At 69.5% G+C, this 14,954-nt stretch carries 11 protein-coding genes; 4 read left to right on the forward strand and 7 right to left on the reverse strand.

Going from position 1 to position 14,954, the window contains the following annotated elements; genetic code table 11:
- Nucleotide 1: 1 nt before the first annotated feature.
- Genes H4W80_RS17015 through H4W80_RS17030 form a run of 4 tightly spaced genes read right to left on the reverse strand, consistent with a single transcriptional unit; the run spans nucleotide 2 to nucleotide 4,108 of the window.
- The gene (locus H4W80_RS17015; RefSeq protein WP_192785988.1) at nucleotides 2-823 is read right to left on the reverse strand and encodes a carbohydrate ABC transporter permease; all 822 of its coding nucleotides are present in this window, start codon (nucleotides 821-823) and stop codon (nucleotides 2-4) included.
- The gene (locus tag H4W80_RS17020; RefSeq protein WP_192785989.1) at nucleotides 820-1,743 is read right to left on the reverse strand and encodes a carbohydrate ABC transporter permease; all 924 of its coding nucleotides are present in this window, start codon (nucleotides 1,741-1,743) and stop codon (nucleotides 820-822) included. The genes H4W80_RS17015 and H4W80_RS17020 overlap by 4 nt, the downstream gene beginning before the upstream one ends.
- A gap of 43 nt (nucleotides 1,744-1,786) precedes the next feature.
- Nucleotides 1,787-3,052, reverse strand: coding sequence for a sugar ABC transporter substrate-binding protein (locus tag H4W80_RS17025; protein ID WP_318786909.1), 1,266 nt, complete (start codon nucleotides 3,050-3,052; stop codon nucleotides 1,787-1,789).
- 21 nt (nucleotides 3,053-3,073) lie between these two features.
- Nucleotides 3,074-4,108 carry a LacI family DNA-binding transcriptional regulator gene (locus H4W80_RS17030; RefSeq protein WP_192785990.1) on the reverse strand — a complete coding sequence of 345 codons (1,035 nt, stop codon included), beginning with the start codon at nucleotides 4,106-4,108 and terminating at the stop codon, nucleotides 3,074-3,076.
- Between the two features lie 141 nt (nucleotides 4,109-4,249).
- Between H4W80_RS17030 and H4W80_RS17035 the strand changes: the two genes are divergently transcribed.
- The gene (locus H4W80_RS17035) at nucleotides 4,250-4,654 is read left to right on the forward strand and encodes a nitroreductase family deazaflavin-dependent oxidoreductase (RefSeq protein ID WP_192785991.1); all 405 of its coding nucleotides are present in this window, start codon (nucleotides 4,250-4,252) and stop codon (nucleotides 4,652-4,654) included.
- 60 nt (nucleotides 4,655-4,714) lie between these two features.
- On the opposite strand, the gene H4W80_RS17040 is transcribed toward H4W80_RS17035, so the two are convergent.
- Nucleotides 4,715-8,044, reverse strand: a complete 3,330-nt coding sequence (locus tag H4W80_RS17040) for a S8 family serine peptidase (RefSeq protein ID WP_192785992.1) — start codon at nucleotides 8,042-8,044, stop codon at nucleotides 4,715-4,717.
- 91 nt (nucleotides 8,045-8,135) lie between these two features.
- Here H4W80_RS17040 and H4W80_RS17045 point away from each other — a divergent pair, with 91 nt between their 5' ends.
- Nucleotides 8,136-9,485 carry a TrmB family transcriptional regulator gene (locus H4W80_RS17045; RefSeq protein ID WP_192785993.1) on the forward strand — a complete coding sequence of 450 codons (1,350 nt, stop codon included), beginning with the start codon at nucleotides 8,136-8,138 and terminating at the stop codon, nucleotides 9,483-9,485.
- Between the two features lie 353 nt (nucleotides 9,486-9,838).
- Here H4W80_RS17045 and glgA read toward each other — a convergent pair whose 3' ends face one another.
- On the reverse strand, nucleotides 9,839-11,011 hold the full coding sequence (gene glgA, locus H4W80_RS17050) for a glycogen synthase (RefSeq protein WP_192785994.1): 1,173 nt from the start codon (nucleotides 11,009-11,011) through the stop codon (nucleotides 9,839-9,841).
- A 183-nt stretch (nucleotides 11,012-11,194) separates the two neighbouring features.
- Between glgA and glgC the strand changes: the two genes are divergently transcribed.
- Nucleotides 11,195-12,430, forward strand: a complete 1,236-nt coding sequence (glgC, locus tag H4W80_RS17055) for a glucose-1-phosphate adenylyltransferase (RefSeq protein ID WP_192785995.1) — start codon at nucleotides 11,195-11,197, stop codon at nucleotides 12,428-12,430.
- 606 nt (nucleotides 12,431-13,036) lie between these two features.
- On the opposite strand, the gene H4W80_RS60740 is transcribed toward glgC, so the two are convergent.
- Nucleotides 13,037-14,212 carry a midas domain-containing protein gene (locus H4W80_RS60740; protein WP_225963490.1) on the reverse strand — a complete coding sequence of 392 codons (1,176 nt, stop codon included), beginning with the start codon at nucleotides 14,210-14,212 and terminating at the stop codon, nucleotides 13,037-13,039.
- Nucleotides 14,213-14,473: 261 nt separating this feature from the next.
- Here H4W80_RS60740 and H4W80_RS17065 point away from each other — a divergent pair, with 261 nt between their 5' ends.
- The gene (locus H4W80_RS17065; protein ID WP_192785996.1) at nucleotides 14,474-14,935 is read left to right on the forward strand and encodes a nuclear transport factor 2 family protein; all 462 of its coding nucleotides are present in this window, start codon (nucleotides 14,474-14,476) and stop codon (nucleotides 14,933-14,935) included.
- Nucleotides 14,936-14,954 lie beyond the last annotated feature (19 nt).

The raw sequence follows: 14,954 nt of genomic DNA on the forward strand, positions 1-14,954 counted from the left end.
TCTACTTGAGGCCGGTGGTGGCGATGCCCTGGATGAAGAAGCGCTGCAGGAAGACGAACAGGAACAGGATCGGCGCGATCACCACGACCGAGCCGGCGACCAGCAGGTTGTAGTGGGTGGCCTCGTGCCCGTTGAGGATGTTGAGGGCGACCGGGAGGGTGTACATGTCCTCGCTCTGCGCGACCACGGCCGGCCACAGGAAGTTGTTCCACGAGCCGAGGAACGTGATCAGCCCCAGCGTGGCCAGCGGCGGCCCGCACAGCGGCAGGATGATCGTGAAGAAGATGCGGAACTCCCCCGCGCCGTCCACCCTGGCCGCGTGGATCAGCTCGTCCGGCAGGTCGGCGATGAACTGCCGCATCATGAACACGCCGAGCGGCGTCACCACGGTCGGCAGGATGATCCCGATGAACGTGTTGACCATGCCGAGCTTCGCGATCAGCACGAACTGCGGCACCATGAGCACGATGGCCGGGATCGCGAGCTGCACCAGCACCAGGCCGAAGGCGAGGTTCTTGCCGCGGAAGGACAGCTTGGCGAAGGCGTACCCGACCATGGAGCAGAACAGCAGGTTGGTGGCGACCAGCACGAGCGCGATGAGCATGCTGTTGACGAAGGCGTCGCCGATGTTCACCCGCTGGAACAGCTCGGCGAAGTTGTCCAGCGTGAACGTCTCCGGCCAGAACGTCGGCGGGTCGCGCCGGATCTCCCGCTCCGGCTTGACGGAGCTGAGCGCCGTCCACAGGAACGGCCCGGCGACCAGCGCCAGCCCCAGGCTCAGCCCCAGGTAGACGACCGCGCGCTGGCGGCGGGTCCGGCTCACCTGCGCCTCCCGAGCCTGAGCTGCAGTACGGCCAGCGCCACGATCACCACGAACAGCACGGACGAGGCGGCCCCCGCGTAGCCGTAGTTGCCGACCCCGAACTGGTTGAAGATGGCCAGCGAGGCCGACAGCGTGGAGTCGAGCGGGCCTCCCCTGGTCATGACCAGCGGCTCCTCCAGGAACTGCATGAAGCCGACCGAGCTGTAGACGGTGCAGAACAGCAGCACGGGCCGCAGCGAGGGCACGGTGACCGCGCGGAAGCGGGCCCAGCGCCCTGCGCCGTCCACCTCGGCGGCCTCGTACAGCTCCTTCGGGATGCTCTGCAGCGCGGCCAGCAGCACGACCATGTTGAAGCCGAAGCTGCGCCAGGCCGTCATCACGATGATCGACGGCAGGGCGGTGGACGTGCTCTGCAGCCAGTTGGGGCCCCGCACGCCCACCAGCTCCAGCAGCCGGTTGACCAGCCCGGCCTCCGGCTCCAGCAGGAACTTCCAGGCCACGGCGATGCCGATGATGCTGGTGATGTTCGGCAGGTAGTAGCCGAGCCGGAAGAACGCGGCCGGCAGCCGGGCGATCCCCGAGTTGAGCAGCACGGCCGCGGCCAGCCCGAGCCCGATGGTCAGCGGCAGCGCGGTGAGCACGAAGACCACGGTGTTGAGCGCCGCCTTGCGCATGGCGCCGTCGTTCATGAGCCGCAGGTAGTTGTCGACCCCGACCACGTTCACGGCGAGGGGGTCGCTCACGTCGGTGCTGCGCATGTCGGTGAAGCTCATGCCGATGCCGACCAGCAGCGGGCCCAGGTAGAAGACCGCGAACAGCACCACGAACGGCAGGATGAAGATCCAGCCGATGCCGGCCTGGCGTAACGTGCCCCTGAGCCTGATCGGCGCCACCCGGCCGGCGGGGACCGCCACGCTCATGCGCCCTCCCGCGTCGGCGCCGCTTCAGAGCCGCCCCGCACGCTCACAGGCCGGTGCCGATCGTGTCGGCCTGCGACTGGATCGCCTTGAGCGTCTGCTCGGGCGTCTGCGCGCCCCGGGCCAGCTTCTCCAGCTCGGTCTCCAGCACCCTGGCCACCTGCTCCCACGTCGGGAACGGCGGCGGCGTCTTGGCGTCCTTGAGCTGCTCGCCGAAGACGGCGAGCTGCTTGTCGGCGGTCAGCTCCGGCTCCTGCCAGGCCTTCACGACCGCGGGCAGCGCCTTCACCGTCGTGTACCACTTGGCCTGGACCTTCGGCTCGCTCAGCCACTGGATGAACTTCCAGGCCGCGTCGCGGTTCTTGGCCTTCTTGAACACCACCATGTCGGACCCGCCGAGGAAGCTCGTCGCCGAGACCGGCCCCTTGGGGTAGGGCGCGACGTCGAACTTGTCCTTGAAGCCGGGGCCGCCGTCGTTGTTCAGCACGCCGACCATCCACGGGCCGGAGAAGAAGCCGCCGACCTCGCCCTTGATGAAGCTCTGCGGGAAGGCGCCCTCCGGGGTGTCGTTGGGGGCGAGCTTCTGCGTGAACAGCGACGCGTACTGCTTGAGCGCCGTGAGCGCCTCGGGGGTGTCGAACGTGTACTTGCCGTCCTTGACGATCTCGCCGCCCGCCTGCCAGATGAGCGGCAGCACCTCCTGCCAGGAGGCTCCCTGCGTGTAGCTCTGGTTGAAGCCGTTCTTCGCGCCGCCCTTCTCCTTGAGCGCCCTGGCGAACGCGGTGAACTCCTCCCACGTCTTCGGCGGCTCGACGCCGGCCTTCTTGGCCTGGTCGGTGCGGTAGTACAGGACGCGGGTCTCGACGTACCAGGGCACCCCGTACGCCGTGCCGTTGACGTCGACCGTCTGCCAGGCGCCGGGGAAGAACACGGACTTGTCGACCAGGTTGCCGGGGGTCGGCTCCAGCGCGCCGGTCTTGGCCAGCTCGCCCGACCAGGTGGAGCCGACCATGCTCACGTCAGGGGTGGCGCTGCCCGCGATGGCCGCGGTGATCTTGTCGTGCGCCACGTCCCAGCCGATGGCCGTGACGTTGACCTTCACGCCCGGGTTGGCGGCCTCGAAGTCCTTGACGAACGCGCCGAGCGCCTTGCCCTCCTCGCCCATCGCCCAGACCGTGACCTCCCCCGTGATCTTGCCGGTCGTGACGTTCTGTGCCTGCTCAGGAGTTCTGTCTGCGCTGCGGCCGCAGCCGGCCGCCATGATCGCGAGGACCAGCACGCCTCCCGCGGCGCGCCGGGTGGTGGTGTTCACGGACTACCTCCTGGGGGTTGGTCACCGCGGCCGGAACGGATCTCCGGCTCTGCGGTCAGGACTCGGTGAGGTCTCGGGGTGGTCGCCGCAGCTGGAGCGGACCACCAGCTCGGTGGGCAGGCTCTGGTGGCGGGGCAGGTCGCGGGTGCGGGTGATCAGCTCGTCGAGCGCGCGGGCGGCGCGGGCGCCGAGCTCGCGCATGGGCTGGCGTACGGTGGTCAGCGCCGGGCGGGCGTGGCGGGCGGCCATGATGTCGTCCCAGCCGGTCACGGCCAGGTCGCCGGGCACGCTCAGGCCCAGCTCCTCGGCGGCCAGCAGCGCGCCCAGCGCCACCTCGTCGTCGGAGCAGATGATCGCCTCGGGCCTGTCCTTGCCCCGGAGCAGGTCCCTGGCGGCCTCGAAGCCGCATTCGACGGTGTAGTGGCGCGTGTCCACGGCCTCGATCGCGCCGCCGAGCACCGCCCGCACGCCCTGCCAGCGCTCGTCCACGTCGTCCTGGCTGGCCATGGGGGCGCCGAGGAAGGCGAAGCGCTCGTAGCCGTGCCCGGCCAGGTGAGTGGCCAGCGCTCCCGCCGAGGTCCTGTTCTCGCTGCGCAGGGTGTCGGCGCCGGTCAGCGGGTCGCGCGAGATGAACACCAGCCGCATCCCGAGCCGCACCAGCTCGGCCACCAGCGGCTCGGGCACGGTGTGACCGAAGATCAGCATGCCGTCGACCCGGCCGGCGAGGTCCTTGACCAGGTCGTTGACCCGCGTGCGCCCCTTGGTGGACAGGATGACGACCGAGCGCCCCAGCTCGGAGGCGACCTCCTCGTAGCCGAGCAGGACCTCGGTGTAGTAGGGGCCCGCGAGGTCGGGGAAGACGATGCCGTTGGCGGCGTGGCGGCCCTCGGCCAGGCTCACCCCGAGGTGGCTGGGCGTGAAGTTGAGCTCTTCGACCGCCTTGAGCACCTTCTCGCGCGTCCTGGCCGCGACCGGGCCAGTGCCGCGCAGCGCCCGGGACACGGTCGCGATCGACACGCCGGCCCGCTGGGCCACCTCGTAGATGGTCACGTCCATCAAGCGTCTCCCTGTTGTGTAAGCGCTTCCACTATGGACTGTAAGCGCTTACACACATGCATCCTGCCAGGATTGTTAACTTCTAGTACAGACCCCGGCGAATAACGGTGAGGTCACGCCCTCGACGGGTAGTCGTGGATCATGCTCTACGGCAAGGAACACGTACAGCGTTATCAGGAGACCAACGGCGAGGAGGGACACGACTGGAACAACACGACAGTCCTCCTCCTCACCACGAAGGGCCGCAAGTCCGGCCGCTCCTACACGACGCCGCTCATCTATCAGAAGCACGGCGACGACCACGTGGTCGTCGCGTCCAAGGGCGGGGATCCCGACCACCCCGAGTGGTACAAGAACATCCTGGCCAACCCTGAGGTGGAGGCGCAGGTCAAGGGCGACAAGTTCACGGCCCGCGCCCGTACGGCCTCGAAGGAGGAGAAGCCGGAGCTCTGGCGGCTGATGGCCCGCACCTGGCCGGACTACGACGAATACCAGAAGAAGACCGACCGCGACATCCCGGTCGTCGTGCTCGAACGCGTCAGCTGACACCTCTGATGAGGCAGGCCCCGCCGCGCCCGGTCGGGGCGCGACGGGGCTCCCATCACGTCATCTGAGCTGGTAGGCCCTGATGACGGTCTCGGTGAAGCCGTTGCCGCCGGTGTCGGCGGCGTTGACGCGCAGCGAGGCGAACCCGCCGCGCGCGCTGACCGGGTGCCAGGTCTGCGCGGCCCACGTGCCCTTGCCCGCCGGGTGCACCAGCGTGGGCAGCCAGGTGCGGCCGTCGTCGTAGGAGATCTCCACCGTGAGCCTGCGCAGCGGCAGGTCGGGCGAGCCGTCCTGGCGCTGGACGCTCAGCGGGATGCTCATGTGACCCACCGCCGCCCGGTTACGGTCGTCCAGCTCGGGGGCGATCTTGACGGTCAGCAGCGGCAGCACCTGGCGCCTGCCCGGCTCGGCCGACTTCGATCTGAACCGCCACTCGGCGCTGACCCGGGTGGAGACCTTGGTCTGCTTCGCCTCGCGGTCGGCGGTCATGGTCAGCCGGTATTCGCTCGCCTTCGTCTCGGCGGGCACGTCGACCGAGCCCGGCAGGTAGTCGGCGGCGTAGATCTCCTTGCCGTCGCGGTAGAGCCTGGCCTGCGGGGCGGTGTAGTCGCCGTAGGAGACCCGGTCCGGCGTGCTGTCCTCGAACAGTCCGGCCGAGAACTGCATCGCGTTCTCCTGGCGCCAGTTGTAGTCGCCGTCGGGGTTGAGCGCGGCCGCGAAGACGCCGGTGTTCCAGCGGTCGGTGGTCTTCTGGCCGGCCCGGTAGGAGGTGGTGTCGCCGAAGAAGAACTGGTCCACGTCGTCCCAGCCGTCCGGCGGCGTCTGGTACTGGATGAAGGACGGATACCAGCCGGTGTCGGCGGGCGTGTAGTACTCGGTCCTGCGGAACGGCAGCGAGAAGCGCGACACCTGGCCGTACGGCATCCAGGCCAGCTCCTTCCCGTACAGCACCGGGAGGGCGAAGTGCTCGCCGAACTTGGCGTCCTGCTGCGTGGCGTACGTGGAGGTGACCTCGGCGAGGTCGCGGCGGCGCGGCTGGTAGCCGGGGTCGGCGGGGATGCGCGGCTCGGCCTTCATCAGGTGGTAGAAGTACGGGCTGTCGTCGTAGCCGCCGTCGGCATTCGGCTTGGCCCACTGCGTCCACCGGTAGAAGGCGAAGTTCTTGCTCACGGTGCGGGCCGTCGGGATGGCCTTGATGCCCTCGACGCGCTCCGCGCCCCACATGCCGGCCAGGTCGACGTCCACGCCCATGGCCTGCACGCCCTCGGCGAGCTGGAGCATGCCGAGCATGCCGACGGCCAGCCGCGCGGTGGGCTCCTCCGTACGGACGGTCACCGGGCGGGCCTTGCGGGCCTCGGCGGCGACGGTGCGGTCGGCGTCGAGCGTGAACTCCGGGTCGGCGGCCATCACCATGGTGCCGTCGCTGTCCAGCATGAGGCTGACGACGGTGTAGCGGCGGCCCTTCTGCAGCCTGAGGTCCAGCGTGCCGCCGGCGATGTCGTAGTTGCGCTGCTCCTTGGCCTCGAGGTCGATCACGCCGGCGAACGCGGCGTGCGCGGGCCGCCCGTCGGTGCCGGTGAAGGTCAGCTTGAGCGAGCGCTTCTCCGGCTCGACCCGCATGCCGATGCCGGTGCGTACGGTGACGCCGGCGTTCCTGGCGATGACCGTGCCGCTGAACGTGCCGATCGGGCCCGGCTGGGCGGTCACCTTGACCTGGGCGGTGCCGTGCGCGGGCACCTCCACGGCCGGGGTGCCGAGCTTGAACGGCGTCACCGTCGCGCCCTCGCCGTCCTTGGCGATCACGCTGAGGTCCAGCCGGACGGCGGCGTCGCCGTCGTTGCGGTAGGTGAGCGTCTGCTCCCTGGGCGCGGGGCTGGGCAGCTCGATCTCGCCCAGGTTCAGGGTGGCGGGCTCGGCCGTGACCTGCTGGGTGACGGCGCGGGCGACGTCCACGCGGCCGGAGCCCTGGACGTAGGCGCCCAGCTCGTCGCCGGGCGCGGTGGAGGCCATGAGCGCCGCCTTGATCCGGTCGGCCTTCCAGTCGGGGTGCTGCCCGGCGACGATCGCGGCGGCCCCGGCCACGTGCGGGGTGGCCATGGAGGTGCCGCTCAGCGAGGTGTAGGAGTCGTCGACCGGCGAGCCCAGGCCCGTGCCCGCGGCCCGCGCGGCGACGATCTCCACGCCCGGCGCGATCAGGTCGGGCTTGACCGCGGCGTCGCCCACGCGCGGGCCCGTGCTGCTGAACTGCACGACCGTGTCGTCGTCGCGGTAGGAGGCGCCGACGGAGAGCGCGCGGTCCGCGGTGCTCGGAGAGCTCACCGTCTGGGGGCCGGCGTTGCCCGAGGCGATGACGAACAGCGTGCCGTACTTCTCCGACAGGCTGTTGACGGCCTGCTCCACCGGGTCCGCGCCGACGGAGTCCGGCTCGCCGAGGCTGAGGTTGGCGACACGGGCGCCGTTCTCGGCCGCCCAGGTCATGGCCTCGATGATGGCCGAGTCGGGGCAGTCGCCGCTCTGCACGCAAACCTTGCCGATCAGCAGCTTCGCGCCCGGGGCGACGCCCTTGTACCTGCCGCCCGAGGCGGCGCCGGAGCCGGCGATGGTGGCGGCGACGTGGGTGCCGTGGCCGTTGAGGTCGCGGACGTCGGGCTCGTCGGTGAAGTTCTGGGCCTTGGTGACCAGGCCCTGGAGGTCGGGGTGGCCGGCGTCGTACCCGGTGTCGAGGACGGCGACGGGCACGTCCTTGCCGGTGTGGCCGGCCGCCCAGGCCTGGGGCGCGCCGATGTGCGGGACGCTGACGTCGAGGGAGAGCTTGGCCTTGCCGTCCAGCCAGATCTTCTCGGGCACGGCCGCGGCCGTCCTGGCCTGCCCGGTCAGCGCCTTCCACAGCGCGCCGGTGCGCGGCTCGCTCCGCGCGACGCCGTTGATCGCGGGCAGCGGGCGCCCGCCGGCGGCGCGCAGCGTGGCGGCGCCGGTCTGGTCCGGGTACGTCGTGATCAGCGGGAGCGCCGGGCTGGCGGCGTCGTCGTAGCCGAGCGCGGCGAGCCGGGTGACGTTGAACAGCCGGGGGTCGAGCCGGCCGGCGGCCAGCAGCGGCATCGCGTCCGTGGGGACGATGCTGAGCCCGTCCTGGCCCCGGCGGTGCACGAACGTGACCTTCTCCCTGCCGGGGCCGGGCTTGACGTCGAGCTGGGTCTGCTTGTCGGGGAGCTCGCGGAGGGTGACCCGGTCGCCGGTGATGAGGGTGATCGTCTTGGGCGGTCCGGACGGCTTTCCCGGCTGGGTGGTCGCCTTGGCGGAGGGGGCGGGGGTTGGGGCCGCCTGGGCCGGCGTGGCGGCGGCGATCAGGGCCGTTACCACGACGCCCAGAAGGGCGGTTCTCTGAAGCACATCCCGATTTCTAATTGTCAGTTAAATTTGGTGACAAGGTGGTTGATGTGGCCTATTGCGGCAACTGCCGGAATTGGCCAAGATCGTGGGCATGCTTGAGGAGGGCCGGGCGCTGGAGGTCGTGGGCATCAGCGCCTTCGACGAGCGGGTCTACCGCGGGGTGCTGGCCAGCCCCGGCATCACCGTGCAGGAGCTCGTCAGGCGCAGCGGCGAGAGCACCGGACGCATCCAGTCGTCCCTGAGCCGGCTGCGCGCCAAGGGGCTGGTCAGCCGCCTGTGGGGCCGCTCGCCCCGCTGGACGGCCACGAACCCGGGTGCCGCGATCCGCTCGCTGGTGCGCGGCATGCAGGGCGAGCTCGACCGGCTCACCGACACCGCCGACGAGCTGGAGGCCGCCTTCCGCACGGTGGGCCAGGGCATGGAGGAGGGCGGTCAACTGGAGGTCCTGGCCGGGCCCGAGGAGCAGGCCCGGTGGTACGTGCGGTTGCAGCAGGAGGCCAAGGAGGAGGTGCTGACCTTCGACCGGCCGCCGTACGTGCTGGACTACCACAACCCGCTCCAGACCGGCCTGCTCCGCAGCGGCGTCCGCTACCGGACCATCTACGTGCCGGAGGCCTTCGACCACACGGGGGCGCTCGACGAGGTGGGCAGCCTGATCAAGGCCGGGGAGGAGGCGCGGGTCCTGCCGGAGCTGCCGTTCAAGATGGCGATCGTCGACCGGTGGCGGGCGGTCATGCCCCTGCAGATGGACCCGCCCTTGACGCGGGGCGTGCTGATCACGGGGTCCACCATGGTGATGGCGTTGGTGGAGCTGTTCGAGCGGATGTGGCGGGAGGCGCTGCCGGTACGGCCTGAGCTGTGGCGGGAGCTCGGTGATCCGGTCCTGGAGACGACCGATCCCGGACCGCCGGTCGCGGCCCTGGCCCCTGAGGCTGGCGCGCTCGGCCCTGCGGGCGGGGCACTCGGCCCTGCGGGCGGGGCGCCCGTTCGTGCGGCAGGTTCGCTCACCCCTGCGGTCGGCACGCCCGGCGCTGCGGCGGGTGCGTCGGACTCTACGGCGGGTGCGTCCGGCTCTGCGTCGGGGACGCAGGGTCCTCTTGCGGGGACGCCCAGTCCTGCGGCCGGGTCACTCGGCTCTCCGGCCGGTGCCCACAGCCCTACTGCGCGGATGCCCGGTCCTGCGGCCGGGGCGCTCGGCCCTGCGGCCGGCGCCCTCAGCCCCTCGGCCGACGCCTTCAGCTCTGCGGCCAGTGCGCTCAGTCTGGAGGATCGCAGGCTCCTGGCGCTGCTCGCGGCCGGGCTCAAGGACGACGCCATCGCCCGCCAGCTCGGCACCAGCCCCCGCACCCTCCGTCGCCGGCTCCGTCACCTCCTGGACGAGCTCAACGCGGAGACCCGCTTCCAAGCCGGCGCCCAGGCCAGCCGCCGCGGCCTGGTGTGAGCCCGCTCTCGCGCACCGCGGTCACCCCCTCAGGCCCACTCGCACAGCGCGGTCGCCCTCCACCGCCCCCTCGCATACCGCGGTCGCCCTGATCAAGATTCGCTCGCGCAGCGCGGTCGCCGCCTCCGCCCGCTCGACTGGCGTGGTCGCCTTCCGGACCTCTACCGGCGTCGGCGGGATCGCCTTGCCCCGGCCGCGCCGTCCGCCCGGGGCTGAGGTCCTTCAGACCGGGCGGGGTGCGCCGACGGGCAGGCGAGCCTTGGCGGCCTGCGCATGGGGTCGCAGAACCCCGCCGACGGCCGCCATCCCGCAGGCGTCCTCGCCGTTCTTCCTCGTGACCCCGTGAGAGGGCCTCAGGGCCGCAGGGTCGCGTACAGGTCCATGGTGCGGTGGGCGATGCGCTCCCAGGAGAAGTGCTCGACGGCCCTGGCCCGCCCCGCCACCCCGAGCGCCTTGGCCCGCGCCGGGTCCCGCAGCAGCGCGTTGACGCGCTCGGCCAGGTCGGCGGCGAAGCGGTCGGGGTCGTGCGGCGTGCCGTCGGGCCCCTGGGAGATCGGGACGAGCAGGCCCGTCTCCCCGTCGGCCACCACTTCGGGGATGCCGCCGGTGGCCGTCGCCACCACGGCCGTCTCGCAGGCCATCGCCTCCAGGTTCACGATCCCCATGGGCTCGTACACCGACGGGCACACGAACACCGTCGCGTGCGTCAGCAACTGGATGACCTCGGGCTTGGGCAGCATCTCCTGGATCCAGAACACCCCGTCCCGGTCGAGGCCGCGCACCAGCTCGGTGACCTCCGCCGCGATCTCCGGCGTGTCCGGCGCGCCCGCGCACAGCACGAGCTGGGCGTCCCGGTCGAAGGACCGCGCCGCGCGCAGGAGGTGGACCAGGCCCTTCTGCCGGGTGATGCGGCCCACGAAGATGACGTACGGGCGGTGCGGGTCCACCCCGTGCTTCTCCAGCACGTCGAGGTCGTGGTCGGGGGCGTACTCGGCGGTGTCGATGCCGTTGTGGATGACGCTGACCCTGTCCGGCGGGATCTCGGGGTAGGCCGCCAGGACGTCGCGGCGCATCCCCTCCGACACCGCGATGACCGCGTCCGCGCTCGCCAGGGCGGTGCGCTCGGCCCACGACGAGATCGTGTAGCCGCCGCCGAGCTGCTCGGCCTTCCAGGGTCGCAGCGGTTCCAGGCTGTGCGTGGTGATCACGTGTGGGATGCCGTGCAGCATCTTCGCGACATGCCCGGCGAAGTTGGCGTACCAAGTGTGCGAGTGGACGACGTCGGCTCCCTCGCACGCGGCGGCCATCTCCAGGTCCACGCCGAGCACCTGCAGCGCGGCGTTGGCGGCCGCCAGTCCCTCGGGCACCCGGTAGGCCGAGACGCCGGGCTCGGTGCGGTCGGCTCCGAAGCAGCGCACGCGTACGTCGGCCAGCTTCCGCAGCTCCCTGGCCAGGTATTCCATGTGCACCCCGGCCCCGCCGTACACCTCGGGCGGGTACTCCCGGCTGAGCAGATCAACACGCATGAGACGACCTTATGGCGGGCCGCGGCCGGCGGGCCACCACAAGCAGCGAGTTTCGCGCTCGAGGTCAACCTGGGCGGCTCGACGATCTCCCGACGTCCATTGCGCAACAAATCTGGACACGAAGGGAGGTCTCCATACCGGGATTCGTCGATAGATCGGCCATTTGAGGGTAGCGTCCTGGGCATGAGGTCCCGGAGGGTGCTTGCGGTCGTGCTGGCAGGTGGAGAGGGCAAGAGGCTCATGCCGCTCACGGCGGATCGGGCGAAACCGGCGGTGCCGTTCGGGGGGATATACAGGCTCGTCGATTTCGTCCTGTCCAACCTGGCGAACGGCGGCTTCCTGAAGATCGTCGTACTGACCCAGTACAAGAACCACAGTCTTGACCGGCACGTCTCGCGCACCTGGCGGCTGTCGGCGATGCTCGGCAACTACGTGACGCCCGTGCCCGCGCAGCAGCGGCTCGGCCCGCGGTGGTTCTCGGGGTCCGCGGACGCGCTGTTCCAGAACCTGAACCTGATCTACGACGAGATGCCGGAGCACGTGATCGTGTTCGGGGCCGACCACATCTACCGGATGGATCCGCGGCAGATGGTCGAGCAGCACGAGGACTCGGGCGCCGACGTGACGGTGGCGGCGATCAGGCAGCCGCTGTCGCTGGCCGACCAGTTCGGCGTGATCGAGACCGATCCGCAGGGGCGCAGGATCGTGGCGTTCAGGGAGAAGCCGAAGGACGCGGTGGGGCTGGCGGACTCCCCCGACGAGGTGTACGCGTCGATGGGCAACTACGTGTTCAAGACCCAGTCGATGATCGACGCGCTGCGCGAGGACGCACTCGACCCGACCAGCAAGCACGACCTGGGCGGCAACATCATCCCGATGCTCGTCAAGTCGGGCGGGGCCGACGTCTACGACTTCAAGAACAACATCGTGCCGGGCTCCAGCGATCGCGACCGCGGCTACTGGCGCGACGTGGGGACGCTCGACGCGTACTACGAGGCCCACATGGACCTCATCTCGGCGCACCCCGTCTTCAACCTCTACAACGACAAGTGGCCGATCTTCACCGGCCACGATCCGCTGCCTCCGGCCAAGTTCGTGCACAACGACGGCGACCGGGTGGGGCGGGCCATCGACTCGCTGGTGTCACCCGGCGTGATCGTCTCCGGCGGCACGGCCATCCGGTCGATCCTGTCGCCCAAGGTCGTGCTCCACTCGCACTCGCTGGTGGAGGACTCCGTACTGATGGAGAACGTCAAGGTCGGCCGGGGCGCGGTCATCCGCAAGGCGATCATCGACAAGAACGTCGTGATCCCCGACGGCGCCAGGATCGGCTTCGACCTCGACTACGACCGCACCCGGTTCGCCCTGACCAGGGGAGGGGTTGTGGTGATCGGCAAGAACGAGATCGTCGACCGCTGACCACCGTCCCCACTCCGAGCCGCCCCCGCACCCCAAACCGGCCCACACCCGCCGGCCGGCGCAGCCACCTGCGCCGCCCAGCCAGGCCGGAAGACGTCGCCTTTCCCGGGGCCGCGCAAAGGCCGGAGAACATGGCGTCCGGCTGCTGTGCTTTCACGGGGCCAGAAGGCGTCACATCGGATTGCGGAAGCGGGCGTTTCCCACGGCCACGCGGGCCTCGGAGGACATAGCGACTGACCGCACTTCGCGCTAGACGCAGGGGACGGAAGACGTCACGTCCGACTGCGCGAGCAGCGCCCTTCGTCCGGCCTGACAGGCATCGGAGGGCACTTGCCCAAACCGTACAGGGGGTCTGAAGGCGCCACGTCCGGCAGCGCGCGCAGTGCTCCTTGCCTGGACGTGCAGGGGGGAGGATGTCGTCGCGTCCGACCGCGTGAGCGGTGACGCGGACAAGTGTGAGGAGGGGCGCACATTCCCATCAAGCGCTGAGTGCGAATATCAGGCGCCCGGCTGCGGAGATCGGTTCACAGGGGTGGGAATGAGCGGCGGGGTGGGGTCCCGGGGCGCGCCGCGACGCGTCCCCGGGAACCCGAATCCAATTGCCCGTCAGTAGCGAGCGCCCCAAGGCCAGTAGTGGCCCCAGTCACCGTTCCAAGGCCACCAACCGTGGGCGTCCCACTTGTAGGGCCAGCCCCAGTGGTAGTGGTGCCTGTGGTCGTCGTCGTTGTCGTCGTGCCTGTTGCCGCGCTTCTTCTCGTGCCGGTCGTCGTCGTACGAGTCGAACTTCTTCTCGTCCTCGTCGGAGTCGTACTTCTCGTCGTCGTACGAGTCGTCCTTCTTCTCGTCGCCGTAGGAGTCGTACTTCTCGTCGTCGTAGTCGTACTTCTTCTTCTCGAACCCGTCGTTACGCTTCTTGTCGTAACGGGCGAAGTCGTACTCCTCCTGGTCGTAGGACTTCTCGTCGCGCCTCTTCTTGTCGTCGAACTTCTTCTCATCCCGGTCGTAGGAGTCGTAGTCCTTCTCGTACCGGTCAGCGTCGTACTTCTTCTCGTCCCGGTCGTAGTCCTGCTCGTACCGGTCGGCGTCGTACTTCTTCTCGTCCCGGTCGTAGGAGTCGTAATCCTTGTCGTACCGGTCAGCGTCGTACTTCTTCTCATCCCGGTCGTAGGAGTCGTAGTCCTTCTCGTACCGGTCAGCGTCGTACTTCTTCTCGTCCCGGTCGTAGTCCTGCTCGTACCGGTCGGCGTCGTGCCGCTTCTTGTCGTCGAACTTCTTGTCGAACCAGTCATCGGAAGAGTCTTCCGACTTCTCGAAGTCGAAGGACTTGTCAGACTGGTCGTAGTCGAAGGACTTCTCGTCCTGCTTCTTCTTGTCGAACTTCTTGTCGTGCCGGTCGTAGTCGTTGTCCTTGCCGTACCGGTCGTAGTCGTCCTTCTTCTCGTCGCTCTCGTAGGCGTCATCCTTGTTGTAGGAATCGTCCTGGTTGTACGAGTCGAAGTCCTCCTTCTCCTGGTCGTGCGAGTCGAAGTCCTTTTCGTCCCGGTCGTAGTCCTGCTGCTGCTTGTCGTCCTTTTGCTTACGGTACGAACCGTCGTGCTTGTCACAGGCGTCTGCATCGCGGCGACCGGCGTACACGCCCGACTTGTCGATCCTCAGCGTGGTCCAGACATCGGACACGCAAAGGTCGCCCTGAGCGGCGCCGGCAGGGCCGGACAGCCCGACGAGCGCGGCGGCGACGATCAACGCACCACCGGCTCCGGCTGCTATGAAGTTACCTTTCATGATCTCCCCCCGTTATCACGAAGTGACTTTGTCACTCTAAGTAGTTGTGACCGTAACGCGGCGTAACGGCACGCCCGGAACCTCTCGTCACTTTGTCGACGCCATCAACCAAGATCGCTCGGGTATGTCCTCTGCTGACGACACATGCGGCCAGTTGAGCAGTGATGTCGATCTTGGGAAGATCGTTCCCAAGAGCGATAGCTTTCGGTTATGGCCGCAGGTCTTGGACCTGCTGGGCCCGGGCGCCAGATCATCGCCACCATGACGACACGACTTCTGGGCGTGCGACGGACGGCGGCGGCGTCACTCGCCGCCTGCGCGCTACTGGCGAGCGCCTGTGGGACCACCCCCACCGCCGCCCCCTCCGCTGCCTCCACCGCCGATCAGGCGGCTGACCCCACTACTGCTGTGACACGGGAGGCGCGGGCCTATGTGGACGCCGTGAACGCCCGCGACCTGGACGCCCTGGTCGCCGCCTTCGCCTCGAACGGCGTGGTCATCGACGTCACCCGTCCCATCCGCGGGCACGACGCCATCCGCGAGTGGGCGCGTGCCGAGGTGATCGGCGGCACCTTGGAGGTGGTCTCCGTCGCCGAGCGGCGGGCGAACGGGCAGAAGCTCCTGGTCCACTGGGCCCCCGCGGGATCCGGAGGATGGCGGGCACACTACGACTTCACGGTCTCCGACGGCCGCATCGTCCGGGCGGATCTGCAGTACGCCTGACGCCCTCGGGACTCAGGAT

Source organism: Nonomuraea angiospora, from assembly GCF_014873145.1.
Lineage (GTDB): Bacteria > Actinomycetota > Actinomycetes > Streptosporangiales > Streptosporangiaceae > Nonomuraea > Nonomuraea angiospora.

What these genes read in the sequence shown, in the direction of transcription:
- H4W80_RS17020 (WP_192785989.1), bottom strand. Translation starts at nt 1,743, where the DNA reads ATGAGCGTGGCGGTCCCCGCCGGCCGGGTGGCGCCGATCAGGCTCAGG.
- H4W80_RS17030 (WP_192785990.1), bottom strand. Translation starts at nt 4,108, where the DNA reads ATGGACGTGACCATCTACGAGGTGGCCCAGCGGGCCGGCGTGTCGATC.
- H4W80_RS17035 (WP_192785991.1), top strand. Translation starts at nt 4,250, where the DNA reads ATGCTCTACGGCAAGGAACACGTACAGCGTTATCAGGAGACCAACGGC.
- H4W80_RS17045 (WP_192785993.1), top strand. Translation starts at nt 8,136, where the DNA reads ATGCTTGAGGAGGGCCGGGCGCTGGAGGTCGTGGGCATCAGCGCCTTC.
- glgA (WP_192785994.1), bottom strand. Translation starts at nt 11,011, where the DNA reads ATGCGTGTTGATCTGCTCAGCCGGGAGTACCCGCCCGAGGTGTACGGC.
- glgC (WP_192785995.1), top strand. Translation starts at nt 11,195, where the DNA reads ATGAGGTCCCGGAGGGTGCTTGCGGTCGTGCTGGCAGGTGGAGAGGGC.
- H4W80_RS60740 (WP_225963490.1), bottom strand. Translation starts at nt 14,212, where the DNA reads ATGAAAGGTAACTTCATAGCAGCCGGAGCCGGTGGTGCGTTGATCGTC.
- H4W80_RS17065 (WP_192785996.1), top strand. Translation starts at nt 14,474, where the DNA reads ATGACGACACGACTTCTGGGCGTGCGACGGACGGCGGCGGCGTCACTC.